The sequence below is a fragment of the Methylophilus sp. DMC16 genome, from assembly GCF_056314045.1.
The window spans coordinates 62,027-77,913 of the sequence record NZ_JBQUZC010000002.1 but is presented as its reverse complement, the minus strand read 5'-3'; the positions used below and the strand labels follow the sequence as shown (position 1 = coordinate 77,913).

15 protein-coding genes and 1 pseudogene are annotated in these 15,887 nt (G+C 54.2%); 12 read left to right on the top strand and 4 right to left on the bottom strand.

Annotated elements, in window-relative coordinates; translation table 11 throughout:
• Positions 1–49: 49 nt before the first annotated feature.
• From mshL to ACT53D_RS08460, 3 genes are read left to right on the top strand one after another with little or no spacing between them, the layout of a single operon-like run.
• The gene (mshL, locus tag ACT53D_RS08470) at positions 50–1,828 is read left to right on the top strand and encodes a pilus (MSHA type) biogenesis protein MshL (RefSeq protein ID WP_275356320.1); all 1,779 of its coding nucleotides are present in this window, start codon (positions 50–52) and stop codon (positions 1,826–1,828) included.
• Positions 1,829–1,836: 8 nt separating this feature from the next.
• Complete coding sequence (locus ACT53D_RS08465) at positions 1,837–2,727, top strand: ExeA family protein (RefSeq protein ID WP_194748670.1); 891 nt, start codon at positions 1,837–1,839, stop codon at positions 2,725–2,727.
• A 19-nt stretch (positions 2,728–2,746) separates the two neighbouring features.
• On the top strand, positions 2,747–3,931 hold the full coding sequence (locus ACT53D_RS08460) for a tetratricopeptide repeat protein (RefSeq protein WP_476155690.1): 1,185 nt from the start codon (positions 2,747–2,749) through the stop codon (positions 3,929–3,931).
• A 9-nt stretch (positions 3,932–3,940) separates the two neighbouring features.
• Here the strand turns inward: ACT53D_RS08460 and ACT53D_RS08455 are convergent, their stop codons facing one another.
• Entirely contained in the window at positions 3,941–4,393 is a 453-nt protein-coding gene (locus ACT53D_RS08455; RefSeq protein ID WP_275356318.1) for a ComF family protein, read from the bottom strand.
• Between the two features lie 391 nt (positions 4,394–4,784).
• Between ACT53D_RS08455 and bioB the strand changes: the two genes are divergently transcribed.
• From bioB to ACT53D_RS08425, 6 genes are read left to right on the top strand one after another with little or no spacing between them, the layout of a single operon-like run.
• Positions 4,785–5,816, top strand: a complete 1,032-nt coding sequence (bioB, locus tag ACT53D_RS08450) for a biotin synthase BioB (protein ID WP_409934468.1) — start codon at positions 4,785–4,787, stop codon at positions 5,814–5,816.
• Positions 5,817–7,001, top strand: coding sequence for an 8-amino-7-oxononanoate synthase (bioF, locus tag ACT53D_RS08445; protein ID WP_275356317.1), 1,185 nt, complete (start codon positions 5,817–5,819; stop codon positions 6,999–7,001).
• Positions 6,998–7,789, top strand: coding sequence for a pimeloyl-ACP methyl ester esterase BioH (gene bioH, locus ACT53D_RS08440; RefSeq protein ID WP_313985611.1), 792 nt, complete (start codon positions 6,998–7,000; stop codon positions 7,787–7,789). The genes bioF and bioH overlap by 4 nt, the downstream gene beginning before the upstream one ends.
• Positions 7,790–8,668, top strand: a complete 879-nt coding sequence (bioC, locus tag ACT53D_RS08435; protein WP_476155688.1) for a malonyl-ACP O-methyltransferase BioC — start codon at positions 7,790–7,792, stop codon at positions 8,666–8,668.
• Complete coding sequence (gene bioD, locus ACT53D_RS08430) at positions 8,668–9,312, top strand: dethiobiotin synthase (protein WP_194749100.1); 645 nt, start codon at positions 8,668–8,670, stop codon at positions 9,310–9,312. The genes bioC and bioD overlap by 1 nt, the downstream gene beginning before the upstream one ends.
• Entirely contained in the window at positions 9,313–10,365 is a 1,053-nt protein-coding gene (locus tag ACT53D_RS08425; RefSeq protein ID WP_476155686.1) for a rhomboid family intramembrane serine protease, read from the top strand.
• Between the two features lie 4 nt (positions 10,366–10,369).
• Here the strand turns inward: ACT53D_RS08425 and ACT53D_RS08420 are convergent, their stop codons facing one another.
• Positions 10,370–11,500, bottom strand: a complete 1,131-nt coding sequence (locus tag ACT53D_RS08420; RefSeq protein WP_476155684.1) for a glycosyltransferase family 4 protein — start codon at positions 11,498–11,500, stop codon at positions 10,370–10,372.
• 30 nt (positions 11,501–11,530) lie between these two features.
• Between ACT53D_RS08420 and waaC the strand changes: the two genes are divergently transcribed.
• Complete coding sequence (gene waaC / locus ACT53D_RS08415) at positions 11,531–12,481, top strand: lipopolysaccharide heptosyltransferase I (protein ID WP_476144389.1); 951 nt, start codon at positions 11,531–11,533, stop codon at positions 12,479–12,481.
• Positions 12,482–12,520: 39 nt separating this feature from the next.
• Here the strand turns inward: waaC and ACT53D_RS08410 are convergent, their stop codons facing one another.
• Together ACT53D_RS08410 and ACT53D_RS08405 are read right to left on the bottom strand one after the other, a co-directional pair.
• Positions 12,521–12,844 (bottom strand): hypothetical protein, encoded by a 324-nt coding sequence (locus ACT53D_RS08410; RefSeq protein WP_476144948.1) that lies wholly within the window; start codon positions 12,842–12,844, stop codon positions 12,521–12,523.
• Positions 12,845–12,967: 123 nt separating this feature from the next.
• A pseudogene (locus ACT53D_RS08405) lies at positions 12,968–13,027 on the bottom strand (type II secretion system protein); the annotation flags it as partial.
• 250 nt (positions 13,028–13,277) lie between these two features.
• Between ACT53D_RS08405 and grpE the strand changes: the two are divergent.
• Both grpE and dnaK read left to right on the top strand, forming a co-directional pair.
• Complete coding sequence (gene grpE, locus ACT53D_RS08400; protein WP_476155682.1) at positions 13,278–13,814, top strand: nucleotide exchange factor GrpE; 537 nt, start codon at positions 13,278–13,280, stop codon at positions 13,812–13,814.
• 100 nt (positions 13,815–13,914) lie between these two features.
• Positions 13,915–15,831: a molecular chaperone DnaK gene (dnaK, locus tag ACT53D_RS08395; protein WP_194748659.1), complete on the top strand. Its 1,917-nt coding sequence runs from the start codon at positions 13,915–13,917 to the stop codon at positions 15,829–15,831.
• Positions 15,832–15,887 lie beyond the last annotated feature (56 nt).

The following is a 15,887-nucleotide window of genomic DNA, read 5'->3' as shown; positions in this document are numbered from 1 at the left end:
TGCGATTGGCTGAAGTGGCCGCCAGGTGAATATCAATAGAGAGACTGCTATGAAAACTTTTGTGAATACCTTGGGTGTGATGATGATAGGCGCCGGGTTGGCTGGATGCACCAGTAACCCGTTCACGCCGACCAATCCATCAATTCAGCCAAAAATACAAAACGAATTGGCGACCTCTGCGGCCAAGGCGCAAGCACAAGTGGTGCCGCCGCCTAAAGAAGTGACGGATGAGTTGTTTGAGCCACTTAAAATTGAGCCACCCAAAGCGCTGGCCAAACGTGTCGAGCCGCGTTTTGACCTCGTGGTTAACAAAGCCCCGGCTAGCCAGGTGCTGATGGGCATCGTCTCTGGCAGTCCTTACAGCATTGCCTTAAGCCCGGAGCTGAAAGGCGAGATTACGATTAACCTGCGCGATGTCACGCTGTTTGAAGCGCTCAATGCCTTGCGTGACTTGTATGGTTATGAGTACAAAATGAACGGCAAACAGATTTTTGTCGAGCCACAAACCCTGCAAACCCGGGTTTTCCAGGTTAATTACATTACAGGCGCTCGCAGAGGGTCTTCTGCCACCCGTGTCACGTCCGGGACGGCCAGCGGTTCGGGTGCGGGCGGTGCCGCAGGCGTGGCCGGGCAGGCCGCCGCCATGAACGGCGCCATGGGCGTTGGCTCTGGCTCAACCGGGACAGGCACAGGCAACCAGGCGGCCTCGGGCGCCTCCAACCTGCAAGTGTATGCTTCAGATGTGAGTATGCGTACCAATAATGACTTTTGGGACGAGATTGCAGGCTCATTGAGTAGCTTGATTGGCGAAGAAAACGGGCGCAAGGTAGTCATTAACGCGCAGTCTGGCCTGATCATGGTCAAAGCCATGCCCAAGGAAATCCGCCAGGTGGAGAAATTTCTGAGTCTGATGCAGGTGACCGTAGATCGTCAGGTGATTCTGGAAGCCAAGATTATCAAGGTGCAACTGAATAGAAACTCGCAACAAGGGATTAACTGGGCGGCGGTCAGAAATATTCGCGGCCGCGATTACACCTTTGGTAACGTCAACGGCAATACCACCCTGGGAGAAACCGGTGCCCTGACCAACGGCACGCTGACCAGCACCGTACCTGGCGCTTTGAGTAACAGTGATCCGGTGTCGATAGGCGGCTCAATGTTTGCGTTAGCGGTTCAAGGCAAAAACTTTTCTGCGCTGCTTAACTTTCTCGAAACACAGGGCAATGTAGAAGTCCTGTCCAGTCCGCGTATTGCCACCATCAACAATCAGAAAGCGGTACTCAAGGTGGGGAATGATGCGTTCTACGTGACCAATGTGCGTACCAATGTTACCACTACCACGGGTGGCGCCGTAGTGACGCCAGATATTCAGCTGCAACCGTATTTTTCTGGTATTTCACTGGATGTGACACCGCAAATTGACAAGGACGACAACATTATTCTGCACGTCCATCCGTTTATCAGTGAAGTCACCCAGGTCAACCGTACTGTGAGTTTGTCCAGTGCCAACGGTGGCACCTACACGATTCCAACGGCCTCCTCCAACATCAATGAAACCGATAGCATCGTGCGTACCCGCGATGGCAGTGTGATTGCGATCGGCGGGCTGATGTCAGAGTCCGTGGATAATACACGGACAAAAGTACCTGGTTTGGGCGATGTCAAATTTTTGGGTAACCTGTTCCGCCAGAAAGACCAAAGCTCCACCAAAACAGAACTGGTCATTCTGCTCAAATCCACCGTGGTCCGCAGTGGCGATAACTGGGCGCAAGATATGCTCGACAGCCAGGACCGGGTAGAAAAACTCAAGTCAGACAACGCATTTTAGGAGCGGGCATGTACCTGCAGCATTTTGGCTTAAAAGAGTTTCCATTTTCGATCACGCCGGATACGAGCTTTTATTACGCCACACGCACGTTGCAAGAAGCGCTGAATACGCTATTGATTGCGATTGAGTCGGGTGAAGGCTTTGTCAAAATCACAGGTGAAGTTGGCACCGGTAAAACATTGCTCTGCCGGCGCCTGCTCAAAGCCTTGGAACCCGGTTGCCAGATTGCTTACCTCCCCAACCCCTATCTTGACCCGCACGCCTTACTGATGACGCTGGCCACCGAGTTTGGCGTCGCCTTCAAGCCTGAGTTTACCCACCATGACATGATAGATGCGCTGCATCGCACATTGCTGACCTTTGCTGAAAAAGGCACGCATGTGGTGGTCTGCCTTGATGAAGTGCAAGCCATGCCGCTGGAAACGCTGGAAGCCTTGCGCTTGCTGAGTAACCTCGAAACCGAAAAGCGCAAGTTGTTACAAGTGGTCATTTTTGGCCAGCCTGAGCTGGAAGAACGTCTCAACCATTCGTCTATTCGCCAACTGCGGCAGCGCATTGGCTTTGAATATCACCTCAAAGGCCTGCAATGGGAAGAATTAGCGTTTTATTTGAATCATCGCATGCATGTGGCTGGGTATCAGGGCGGCATGGTGTTTAGTCCGGCTAGCATGCGATTGCTATACCGGTATGCCAACGGCATTCCACGCTTGTTGAATATTCTGGCGCATAAAGCATTATTGTCTGCGTTTGGCCGTGGTCAGCACAGGGTTACAACCGAGGATGTGAAAGCGGCGATTCTTGATACACAAGCCAGTGTCAAAGCACAGCATCGTTGGCTGGAGCATGGGTTTAAATGGTGGTTGACGTTGCATGCCACCCTGGCCGGGTTTGGTCGTTAGCAGGCGACGGAGGAATCAAATGAGCTTGATTAATCAGGTGTTACAAAACGTAGAGGCCCGTCAGGGCAACACCACTGATGGTTGGACCGGGCAGGTCAAGCCAGTGTTGTCTGCACAGACAGCACCGCCTGGCCGTTGGTTGAATCGCCTGATCGGCGGCGGGCTGCTGCTTGCGACAGCCGGATGGGTGTGGATGAATTCGCCCATGTTGATGGCGTATTTTTATCCGCAGCATGTGACTGCGATACCACAGGCCGCGCCGCAGGCTCAAGGCCCAAAACCACGCGTACAGACTGTTTTAGCCCCGGCAGCCGCAGAGGCAGGCACGGTGGCGACTTGGGCGCCGCCGCAGTTGACCAGGTCATTGTTCAGTGCCTGGCAGTCCGAATCTGCTTCTGCAAAGCCCAGTGCGCGCGCTGTCGTTGCGCAAGTGAAGCCAGTGGCTAATGCTGCTGCACCACAAGTCGAGGGTGAGTTCAGCATGAAGTCCGCGGATACGGCGGCAATCACGGTTGCCACCATTGCGCCTACGCTGGAGACGCACGCGGACCAGAACCAGGGCAAAAGTGATGAAAAGTCAGCCGAAAAAGGCATGGTCAATAAACATGTCAGACCTGAGCAGGAAGTGAATGTCTTGATCCAGCGTGCTGTCGATCATGAGCAAAAAGGCCGTTTGAACGAGGCGTTGGCAATGCTCAGGCAAGCGCTGACGATTTATCCGCAGTCTGAAGATGCACGCCAGCTGTTGGCCGCCTATTTATTTGAGTCCCGGCAAGAGGCCGAGGCTGTTTCGGTTCTGCAGGCAGGCATCAAGCAGTTTCCGGCTCAAGTGGGCTTGCCCAAATCACTCGCCAGATGGCAGTTGGCACATGGTCAGGCAGAGGCGGTATTACAAACATTAAAACCGGTGGCCAGTGCGCTGGCGCAAGATGCCGAATCGCAATGGATGCTGGCCATGGCTTATCAGCAAACCGGCCAGCATGCCGCCGCCTTGCCACATTTTGAACGCGCGACGCTGTTGCGGCCGGGGCATGCACAATGGATGGTGGCGTACGCCATTTCATTACAAGCTGTGGGCCAGAATGCGCAAGCCTTGCAGCACTTGCAACAGGCGCAAAGCCTGCCGTTAAGCGAGCGCTTGCTCGAATTTGTTACGCAGCGCATCCGTCAACTGGGCGGCAGCGTACAAGCCAATGCCGAATAATTGTGCTAGCTAGTCCTGTTTGAGGGTGCGTGCCAGCACGAGCGCCGTCACCTGTGCAGCCCCCGCCTGTTTAAAAACTTTTGCCAGCGCATGCATGCTGGCTCCTGTCGTCATCACATCATCCACGATCATCACATGCTGACCTTGCCATCGCTGCGAGGTCGCAAAGGCACCGCGTAGATTGCGGGTTCTTGTTTTCATGTCCATCGCTGCTTGCGCTGGCGTGTCTATCAATCGCTCACAGCCGTCTATCCTTAACGGAATTTGCCACTGCTTTTGCAAGTGCCTGGCTAATTCAAGCGCATGATTAAACCCACGCTGTTTGATGCGGTTCAGGTGCATGGGCATCGCCACCAGGACGGCTGGCTGCTGGCTCGCGGGTAACACTGGCAGGCGGGATAGCCAGGCCTGTGCCAATAGCGCCCCCCATGGCAATTGCTGGTGGTATTTAAATTGATGCAAGAGTCGATCTAGCGGATAGGCATAGCGAAAAACGGTCAGCGTTTGGTCAAAAGCGGGGGCATGCTGTAAACAGATGCCGCACAGCTCACCTCGCGTATTTGGTAATGCGCATTGTGGGCAACGCGGCGATTGGTACCAGGGCAGGCTGGCCTGGCAGTCTAAACAAAGTCCGTTTGGAGGGGAGATTGGCTCGTCAGTCGCTGAAGGTTGGCGAGCGCCTGGGGCTTGATGGCACAGCGGGCAGGGCAGCGTCGTTGTCAGCCACTGCGACAACCAGTGAGTGGAGTTGATTTGTTTAAATTTTAAGCTGTTGTAAAATTTTTTCACGTATGATTTTAAACAACATATAATTCGGCCGGATTATTCATCTATTTTTTAATGCGTGGGACTTATGGAACAACACACCTCTGCTACTGCTTGTGGCACCGAAATGCAAACCTCCGTCATTAATCTGGATGGCTTGAAGCCTGCGGCTTCCTGTCATCCAACGGTTGAGCGCTGGCGCGTTGCAGATATCATGGCACTGTTTGAATTGCCGTTCAATGATTTGCTGCACAGAGCGCACACTGTGCATAGGGAGCATTTTGATCCAAACGCCGTGCAGGTCAGCACACTGCTGTCGATTAAAACGGGCGGCTGTTCCGAAGACTGCGGCTATTGCCCGCAAGCTGCGCGTTATCATACCGAGGTTGAAAACGAGCCCTTGATGCAGTTGGACGAGGTGCTGGCCGCAGCCAAAGCAGCCAAAGAAAGCGGTGCCAGCCGTTTCTGTATGGGAGCTGCCTGGCGCGGACCCAAACAGCGCGACCTGGAGCCTGTGCTCAAAATGATCTCTGAAGTGAAGGCGATGGGGCTGCAAACCTGTGCCACGCTGGGCATGCTTAAGGATGGGCAAGCCGAGCAACTGAAAGAGGCTGGGCTGGATTATTACAACCATAACCTGGATACCGCGCCCGAGTTCTATGGCGATGTGATTACCACGCGGACGTATCAGGACCGCCTGGACACCCTGGACCGCGTGCGCAGCATGAATATCAATGTGTGCAGCGGCGGCATTATTGGCATGGGTGAAACCCGTGCGCAGCGCGCGGGCCTGATTGCGCAGTTGGCCAATATGGAGCAACCGCCGGAAAGCGTGCCCATCAACTTGTTAACCCAAGTGGAAGGCACGCCTTTGCATGGCACCGACCCATTGGATCCGCTGGAGTTTGTGCGTACGATTGCCATCGCCCGCATCACCATGCCGACCAGCTTTGTCCGCTTGTCTGCTGGCCGCCAGAGCATGGGCGAAGCCGTGCAGACCTTGTGCTTCCATGCCGGGGCCAACAGTATTTTTTACGGTGAAAAATTACTGACGACCGGCAACCCTGAGGTTGAGTCTGACAATGCCCTGTTTGCCAAATTAGGCTTGAAGAAAATATAAATGAGCGATCTGCTGGAGTCTTTACGGGCCGATCTGGAAAAACGGCAAACACTGGGCCTGATGCGTCAACGCCGCTTGCTGGATTCACCGCAGGCCGAGCATATCACCGCCAATGGCCAGCCGTTTTTGTCGTTTTGCAGCAATGATTATCTGGGCCTGGCCAACGATGCTGCGCTGGTGGCCGCTTTGCAACAAGCCGCTGCCGAAGCGGGCGTGGGCAGCGGCGCTTCCAATCTGATTACCGGTCATCACCGCTATCATGATCAGTTGGAGCAGGCGCTGGCGGCTTTTGTCGGGCAACCGGCAGCCTTGCTGTTTTCCACCGGATATATGGCGAATATTGGAGTGGTCAGTGCGTTGATGGGGCGTGAAGATGCCGTGTTCTCGGACAAGCTGAATCACGCCTGTCTGAATGATGGCGCATTTTTGTCGCGTGCCACACATCATCGCTTTCCGCACAATGACGTGGCCGCCTTGGAAAAATTATTGCAAGCCAGCACGGCCCGTCACAAGCTGGTTACCGCTGATGCGGTGTTCAGTATGGATGGCGATATTGCGCCGCTGGCTGAGTATCTTGCGCTCTGTGAACGCTATGATGCCTATTTGTATGTGGATGATGCGCACGGTTTTGGTGTGCTCGGTCCGCAAGGGCGTGGCTCGCTCAAGCACTTGGGGCTGCAGTCGCCACGCCTGATCATGATGGGCACACTAGGCAAAGCTGCGGGTGTGGCGGGTGCTTTTGTAGCTGGCCAACAAATCGTGATTGATTACCTGATTCAGCACGCCAACAGTTATATCTATACCACGCCTGCGCCACCACCGCTGTCCGCCGCCTTGCTGGCTTCAGTGAAAGAGATAGAGCAGGGCGATGCGCGCAGAAAGCAATTGTTTGACATGATTGCGCTGCTCAAGAGTGAGCTCTCACTCACCCGTTGGCACTTGCTGCCGTCAGAAACCGCTATCCAGCCACTGGTGGTCGGCGATAACCATGAGGCGCTGGCATTGAGCCAGTATTTGCAGGCGCGTGGCATTCTGGTGCCGGCAATCCGGCCCCCAACCGTGCCGGTCAATACTTCCCGCCTGCGGATTTCCCTGTCGGCTGCCCATCGTGAGTCCGACGTCAGGGCGCTGATTCAAGCCTTGCACGATGCCGAACGTGAGTTAGCTATCGGGGCGGTGGCATGAGTTGTTTTATCGAAATCATGGGGCAAGGCAAACCGCTGGTAATGCTCCATGGTTGGGGCATGAACAGTGCGGTATGGGAACGGGTTACCAAGCGGCTGTCCACCCATTTTCGACTGTTTCTGGTGGATTTGCCCGGCATGGGCCAGAGCCGTCCGGTTTATCCATATCACTTGCATAGCCTGGCCGAAGCGGTCGCTGAGGAAATCCCCGGCGTGTCCACCATTTTAGGCTGGTCGCTGGGCGGCCTGGTTGCGCAGCAAATTGCCCTCAATCAACCGGACCGGGTAGAGAAGCTGATTCTGGTGGGGACCAACCCCTGTTTTGTGAGCAAGCCAGACTGGCCACATGGCATTGCAGCCCGCCATTTTGAGCAGTTCAACGAGCGGTTTGCGCAAGACTTTAATGCCACCTTGCTCAATTTCTTGACCCTGCAATGCATGCATGCCAAAGATGCGCGCAGCACGGTACGCCAATTGCGTATTGCGTTTGGCGCCAAACCCACGCCTACCCAAGATAGCCTGAATCAGGCCTTGGATATCTTGATGCAGACGGATCTGCGCGAAGAGGTCGGGCGCTTGTTCCAGCCCGCGCTGATCATTCACGGGGATAGAGACACGCTGGCGCCGGTCTCGGCAGCGCACTGGCTGGCCATGCATTTGCAGCGTGCCCATTTGCGCGTGATCGCCGGGGCGGCACATGCGCCCTTTTTGTCACATGCGGAAGCTTTTTGCGAAGCGGTGGAAGCCTTTATGGCGGATGAGCCCGCTGTGCGCGCCGGGGAGCATTAAATGCAGGATGTTTATCAGATCGACAAGACGCGCATGCGCCAGTCGTTTCACCGTGCGGCCAAACAGTATGATGCCGCCGCCATTTTGCAGCGCCAGGTACGTGAGGAAATGTTGAGCCGTCTGGACGTGGTCAAGCTGGCGCCTGCGGTGATTCTGGATGCAGGTTGCGGCACCGGTCATGGCTTGCATGCCTTGCTCAAACATTTTAAGCAGGCAAGAGGGGTGGCGCTGGATATTGCCGAAGGCATGCTGGCCCGCACGAAAACGCTGTTTCCCTGGTATCGCTTCTGGCAGGCCAAACCACAAATGGTGTGTGCCGACATTGAAGCCATGCCGTTGGCAACCGCCAGTGTTGATATGGTGTGGTCCAACCTGGCCGTGCAGTGGTGTAACGACATGGACACTGTATTGCAAGAATTCAGGCGTGTGCTGAAACCCAACGGGCTGCTCATGTTTGCCACCTTGGGACCGGATACGCTGAAAGAACTGCGTGCAGCCTCTGGTCAAGGACACACCCATGTCAGCCGTTTTATTGACATGCATGATATCGGCGATGCACTGACACGGGCTGGCTTTAGCGCGCCGGTGCTGGATGTGATGCATTACACCCTGACCTACGATACGGTGGAGTCTGTGATGCGCGATCTCAAAGCGATTGGCGCACATAATGCGACTGCAGGGCGCGCCAAGGGCTTGAGTGGCAAGGGTTTTTTGCAGCAATTGCGCCAGGGCTATGAGGCTTTTCGCCATCAGGGTAAATTGCCCGCCACCTATGAAGTGGTGTTTGTACATGCCTGGACCGGGAGCCAGCCCTACACGGCACCCGGGACCAGTCCGGTGCAATTCATGTCGCGCAAACCCGCCACGCAGGGAACATGATGCAGCCGTTGCCCTCACGTTTCTTTGTCACTGGCACCGATACCGGTGTCGGTAAAACCACAGTCACCGTTCGTTTAATGCAGCAGTTGATTGCGCAAGGCAAGACGGTGATCGGCATGAAGCCAATAGCTTCCGGTTGCGAGTGGCTGGATGGCCGCTGGCAAAATGAAGACGTGCGTTTACTGACTGCCGCCTCCAACGTGACAGCACCTGCTGAACTGATTAATCCCTACCGCTTTACACCAGCCATTGCGCCCCATATCGCCGCTGCGCAAGCTGGCGTGGAGATTCAGCTTGAGGTCATTCAAGCCGCCTATGCACAACTGACCACGCTGGCCGATGTGGTGATTGTGGAAGGCGCAGGGGGCTTGCTGGTGCCTTTAAACCAGACGCAGAGCATGGCCGATTTGATTCAGGCCCTGCAATTGCCTGCGCTGATGGTGGTCGGCATGCGCCTGGGCTGTATCAATCATGCGCTGCTGACGGCAGAGGGGCTCAAGTCGCGGCAGATAGCGTGTTGTGGCTGGGTCGCGAACAGGATTGATCCGCAGATGTCTATGCCAGAAGAAAACCTGCAAACCTTAATCGACAGCTTGCAACAGCCGCCCTTGTTGCAGGTGCCTTTTCAGGAGTCCCTCGCCTAGATGCACGCTTCACCCACCCCTCGCATTGAGCTGCGCGCACCTGTGCCGCCGATGACGCGCACCTTGATTGCGCTCAATGTGCTGGTGTTCGTGCTCATGCTGTTTGGTGGCGCCGGGTTTTGGCACTCGCCCAATACAGTACAGCTGACCTGGGGCGCCAATTTTGCCCCAGCCACGGCCGATGGTCAGTGGTGGCGCTTGGGCAGCGCCATGTTTTTACACTTTGGCGCCGTGCATCTGGGCATGAATATGCTGGCCTTGTGGGATGGCGGCAAGCTGGTCGAACGCATGTACGGCTCTGCACGCTTTCTGTTGATTTACCTGGTCAGCGGCATAGGCGGTAATCTGTTGTCGCTGGTGGTTCAGGGCAATCAGGCGGTGTCAGGTGGCGCCTCTGGGGCGATTTTTGGCATCTATGGCGCGTTGCTGGTCTATCTCTGGGTTGCCAGACACCAGATGCAGCAAGTTGAATTTCGCTGGTTGTTCTGGGGAGGCATGCTCTTTTCAGCGTTGACCATAGGCATGGGCTACGTGATCCCCGGCATTGATAACTCTGCGCATATTGGCGGTTTTTTGACCGGCGGTGTGCTGGGGTTGCTCATGTTGCCCGCTTTTTTACGTGGCTCGCCCGCCATCACTATATCGCAAGCCTTGGCAGGGCTGGCCTGGTCGCTGGTCGTGCTGGGTTTGCTGACGCATTTGCCGGCACCCAAATATCGCTGGCGGCAAGAGGTAGCGATTCAAAAGCAATTGCAAAAGTTGAATCAGGTTGACCAGCAGGCTCAGCACAAGTGGCAGCAAATCATGCTTGAAGGGCGTGAGGGCAGTGTCAGTTTTGATGAAATGGCAGCGCAGATTGACGCACAGGTCGCCACGCCTTATGAAGAGAGCTTTGAAAAACTGTCCCGCTTGTCTGAGGACCCCAAGCTGCCTTCTGCGGCCTTACTTGAGCAGGCCAAAGCCTATGCCTTGAAACGCAGTGAAGCCAGCAAGGCGGCGGCGGACCAGCTGCGGCATCTGCCGTTTAAGGCCGGTCGACCCGCTGCGCCTTAATCGGTTAAAGTGGGCGGCGGCTTGAAGCAGCCTCAATGATGCGGGCTTCAGGCGCTGAGACCTGTTTGACGGCCAGTTGGGCGACGTATGCGCGGGCCTGTTGGCCCCAGCGTTGTTGCGGCAAGCTGGTGAGCATGGTCTGCAAAGTGCGGTTCATCACGGCCTGATCAAACGGTTCAGGCAATACTTCTCCTGCCCCGGCAGCGGCAACATAGCTCGCATAGCCGCACACACTGGTCACCAATTGCGGCAAACCGGCCGTCATCGCTTCAATGATGACGATGCCGGCCAGTTCTGAGCGCGCGGCGTGTATGAGCACATCGCAGCCTAGCATGAGCGCCGGGATATCCGGGCGGCCCCCAGCTTCAATACAACGGTCGGCCACACCACGCTCGGCAGCATAGGCCTGCATATTGCTGCTGGATTCAAACTCTCCGACGGCGATTAGCCAGCAACGTTGCTTGAGTGTCTCTGGCAGGCTGCTCAAGGCGTTGATTGCACGGTCCACGCCTTTGCGCAAAAAAGCCGAACCGACGGTGAGCAAGACGATGGCGTCTTCTGGTAACGCAAAAGCCTGGCGCACGTAGGCGCGGTGATCCCTGGCGGGCATGTCAGCAAATCGCTGCAGCGGGATATTGGGCGGGATCAGGTGAAAGCGCGCCTGGTCGGTACCATACCAACGCTGAAAAATCGCCTGGTCATGCTGGTTAAGCAACAAAATTTGTGTGCCTGCCTGGGGGCTAAACACGGCTTGCTCCATGGCAGAAAAAAAACGGTAACGACCAGACAGTTTTTTATACCAGGGTTCGCGTGACATGCGTTCGGCATAGCAGGGATCGGCGGCGAAATAGACATCCAGCCCCGGCATGCGGTTAAAGCCGACAATACGGTCAAACTGGCCTTGTGCAATCTTTTGCTGCATCTGGCGGATCAGCGAGGTGTGTCGGTGATGATTGAGCCAACCGCGGGCCTTGAGCAAGCGGATGTGTATGCCTGATGGTTGTTCGCCACGCCATTCGCCGGTAAAAATGGTGACTTCGTGTCCCAATGCCACACAGTCGCGGGCAATACGCAGCATGTCACGCTGCACACCGCCGTAGGGAAAGTATTTGAATATGAGAAACGCAAACTTCATGCGCTGGCATTGTATGCGAAAATAGCGGCCATGAAACGCATCTTGATCGTCAAAACCACCTCTATGGGGGATGTTATCCACGCTTTGCCGGTGGTGGAAGATCTCTTGCAGCATCATCCCGATGCGCAGATTGACTGGCTGGTAGAAGAAAGTTTTGCCGATATTCCAAGATTGCATCCGCAGGTGAAACAAGTATTTACCGTCGCAGTACGCCGCTGGCGCAAGCAGTGGTGGCGTTGGCAGACCTGGCGGGAAATCTCGGCTGTCAAACAGGCCGTCGCGGCGCAACCTTATGATGCCGTGCTTGATTTGCAAGGCCTGCTCAAAAGTGCGGTGATGGCCACCTGGGCACGTGGTCCGCGCCATGGCTATGATCAGCATTCCATTCGTGAGCCTATGGCCAGCCGCTTTTATCAGCACACCTATGCGATTCCCTACCGGCAGCATGCCGTGATTCGGATGCGCACCCTGGCGGCCAGCGCACTTCATTATGCGATGCCATTGGAAAAGCCCAATTACGGACTGTCTGCGCAATGTCCAGATGCCAATAGCATGGCATTTCTCGCTCTCCATGCTACCAGCCGCGATAGCAAACTATGGCCAGAAACTCATTGGGTTGCCTTGGGGCAGTATTATGCGCGGCAAGGATTGCAAATGTGGCTGCCTTGGGGCAACGACATGGAGCATCAACGTGCATTACGCATTGCAGGGCAAGTGCCAGATGCGCTGGTACTGCCCCAAATGGATCTGCAAACACTCGCTCGTCGCATGGTTCATGTGCGGTTCGCTGTTGGTGTTGATACCGGGCTTTCTCACCTGGCCGCGGCATTAAATGTGCCTGTTGTGGCCCTGTATACGGATACTGAGCCAGCTTACACGGGAGTGGCAGCAGGGCGAGTTTCACCTGCGATGAATCTCGGTGGGGCTGGGTTAATGCCGTTAGTGAACGATGTGATAGCCATGCTGGCTCCAATTGCGTGATTCGTGCCGGACGCATTATCAACACCGATGGCCGGGCTATCAACAGCCGCTGGTGACTAAGCTGACGGACATCAATGGTGGCTGGCCATCTGGGCTCAATTGATAAATCACTTTGCAATTTTGTGGGTCTGTTGCACCATCTTTGGTATATACAGTCTGGAAAGAACCGCCTTGATGCTGTGTGTAACTGAAGCCCGTGATATCCATTAAATCTCTAAGACTACCGACACCATCGTCTACAAAAAAACGACCCCATCCCGTCGGATATCCATAATGAAAATAAATCGTCTTGCCTTCTATCACCGTGGTCGGAAATTGCCCACCATCTGCGTTCATATTGCATTCAGGATCCAAAAAACACATGCTTCTACCCATTGTAGCCGCCTGTATAATTGTGCCCTTAAAAGCATATAAAGTCGAAATTCGGGCACTGCTTGCAACATTCGCAAAGCGTGGAAGCGCAGATGCAGCAAGAATACCCAAAATGGCAATGGTGCAAACAAGCTCGACCAGAGTAAATCCTCGATGTTTAAATATCGATGACATGGTGGCAGCATCTCATATCAAATACACGTTTGATTCTATCTGGGAAGCCGCCAAACAATCAGCCAAGAAGATGCAAGATATATTGCTACTTCTTGGCTTGAGTCTGATCTCGATTTTTCTTTTGGGCAAGGATGACGTTTCAAGCACATCAACACAAGATAGCGCCCTAAATTTTATCTGATGGCCCTTGAAATCTCTGCGACTGCTCCCCATTTGCAAAAAATACCGTAATAAATCTTAGGGGAGCAATATGCAAGAAGAAAATAACGCATCAGCGGCTGAGCCAATCCACAGTCAGCCTGATGGCCAAACCACACCAGATCTCACGAACGATACTCAAGATGCCCGCATTGCCGAACTCGAAGCAGCGCTGGAAGAAGCCAAGGCACAGGTGCTGTATGTGAAAGCCGAAGGCGAGAATATTCGTCGCCGTGCTGCTGACGATATTGATAAGGCGCGTAAATTTGCGCTTGAAAAATTCAGTGGTGAGTTGCTGGCAGTGAAGGACAGCCTGGATGCTGCGCTAGCGGTGGAGAATGCCGATGTGGATAGCTACAAAAATGGCGTAGAACTGACCGCAAAACAATTATTGAGCGTATTTGAGAAGTTCAATATTGCTGAAATCAACCCGGTGGGTGAGAAGTTTGACCCGAACAAGCATCAAGCCATCAGCATGGTGCCAGCAGAGGGTGAGCCCAACACGGTATTGAGCGTATTACAAAAGGGTTACAGTCTGAATGACCGCGTGTTGCGTCCGGCGCTGGTGACCGTGATTCAGGCAAAATAATCCATATTGTGAACAGGGACTTGAAATCTGTAGAGATGTCCCAATGTTCAGTGCATCAGAGATTGAGATTAACCAAATTTAAAGGATAAGGATAACGACTATGGCAAAGATTATCGGGATTGACTTGGGGACCACCAACTCCTGCGTGGCTGTGATGGAAGGCGGGAAACCCCGTGTGATTGAAAACGCTGAGGGTGCGCGTACCACACCTTCTATCATCGCTTATCAGGAAGATGGCGAGATTCTGGTCGGTGCACCTGCTAAACGTCAGGCCGTGACCAACCCGAAAAACACCCTGTTTGCGGTGAAGCGTCTGATTGGCCGTCGCTTTGACGAAAAAGAAGTGCAAAAAGACATCGACCTCATGCCTTACACCATTGCCAAAGCCGACAATGGTGACGCCTGGGTCGAAGTACGCGGCAAAAAACAGGCGCCGCCACAAATCTCCGCAGAAGTGCTGCGCAAGATGAAGAAAACTGCTGAAGACTATTTGGGCGAAGAAGTGACCGAGGCCGTGATTACCGTGCCTGCTTACTTTAACGACAGTCAGCGTCAGGCCACCAAAGATGCAGGCCGTATTGCCGGTCTGGAAGTGAAACGGATTATCAACGAGCCAACCGCTGCCGCATTGGCATTTGGTTTGGATAAACAGGAAGGTGACCGCAAGATCGCGGTGTATGACCTGGGTGGTGGTACGTTCGATATTTCGATTATCGAAATTACTGAGATTGATGGCGAGCACCAGTTTGAAGTGTTGTCCACCAACGGTGACACGTTCCTCGGTGGTGAAGACTTTGATAACCGCATCATCGACTTCTTGGCCGATGAGTTCAAAAAAGAAAACGGTCTGGACCTGCGCAACGACTTGCTGGCTAAACAGCGTCTGAAAGAGGCAGCTGAAAAAGCCAAGATCGAGTTGTCCGGCGCACAACAGACAGAAGTCAACCTGCCGTACATCACGGCAGATGCAACGGGTCCTAAGCACTTGGTGGTGAAAATCACCCGCGCCAAACTGGAATCCCTGGTGGAAGACCTGATCGAGCGCACCATGGCGCCTTGCAAAATGGCATTGAAAGACGCAGGCGTGTCGCCTTCTGACATCTCTGACGTGATTTTGGTTGGTGGTCAGAGCCGTATGCCTAAAGTGCAAGAAAAAGTGAAAGAGATTTTTGGCAAGGAGCCACGTAAAGACGTGAACCCGGATGAAGCCGTGGCGGTAGGTGCTGCGATTCAGGGCGGCGTATTGAAAGGCGATGTCAAAGACGTATTGCTGCTGGATGTGACCCCATTGTCACTGGGTATTGAAACCCTGGGCAGCGTGATGACCAAGCTGATCAAGAAAAACACCACGATTCCGACTAAGGCATCACAAGTGTTCTCGACTGCTGAAGACAACCAGAATGCCGTGACCATTCACGTGCTGCAAGGTGAGCGTGAAATGGCCTCAGGTAACAAGAGCTTGGGTCAGTTCAACTTGAGCGATATTCCACCCGCACCGCGTGGCATGCCACAGATTGAAGTGACTTTTGATATCGATGCCAACGGTATTCTGCATGTGTCTGCGAAAGACAAGGCGACTGGCAAAGAAAACAAAATCACCATCAAGGCAAACTCCGGCTTGTCTGAAGAAGAAATTCAGCGCATGGAAGAAGATGCGGCCAAATATGCAGACGAAGACAAGAAACTGCGTGAACTGGTCGATGCCCGTAACCAGGCTGACAGTGTATTGCACAGCGTGAAAAAATCGCTGGGTGAGCATGGCGACAAGATGGAGGCAGATGAAAAAGCCAAGATCGAAGACGCAATCAAGGCGCTGGAAGATGTCGCTAAAGGCGATGACAAAGCCGACATTGAAGCCAAAACCAACGCATTGATGGAAGCTTCGCAAAAACTGGGAGAGAAGGTATACGCTGAGCAACAGGCTCAAGCTAATACCGAGAGCGCACAGCCCCAAGGTGAAAAAACCGTGGAAGGCGATGTGGTCGATGCCGAGTTCGAAGAAGTGAAAAAGGACTAATTCGACACGGCAGGCGAATAGTCGTTAGTCCTCTTGCAGGCTAACGACTTTCGCAT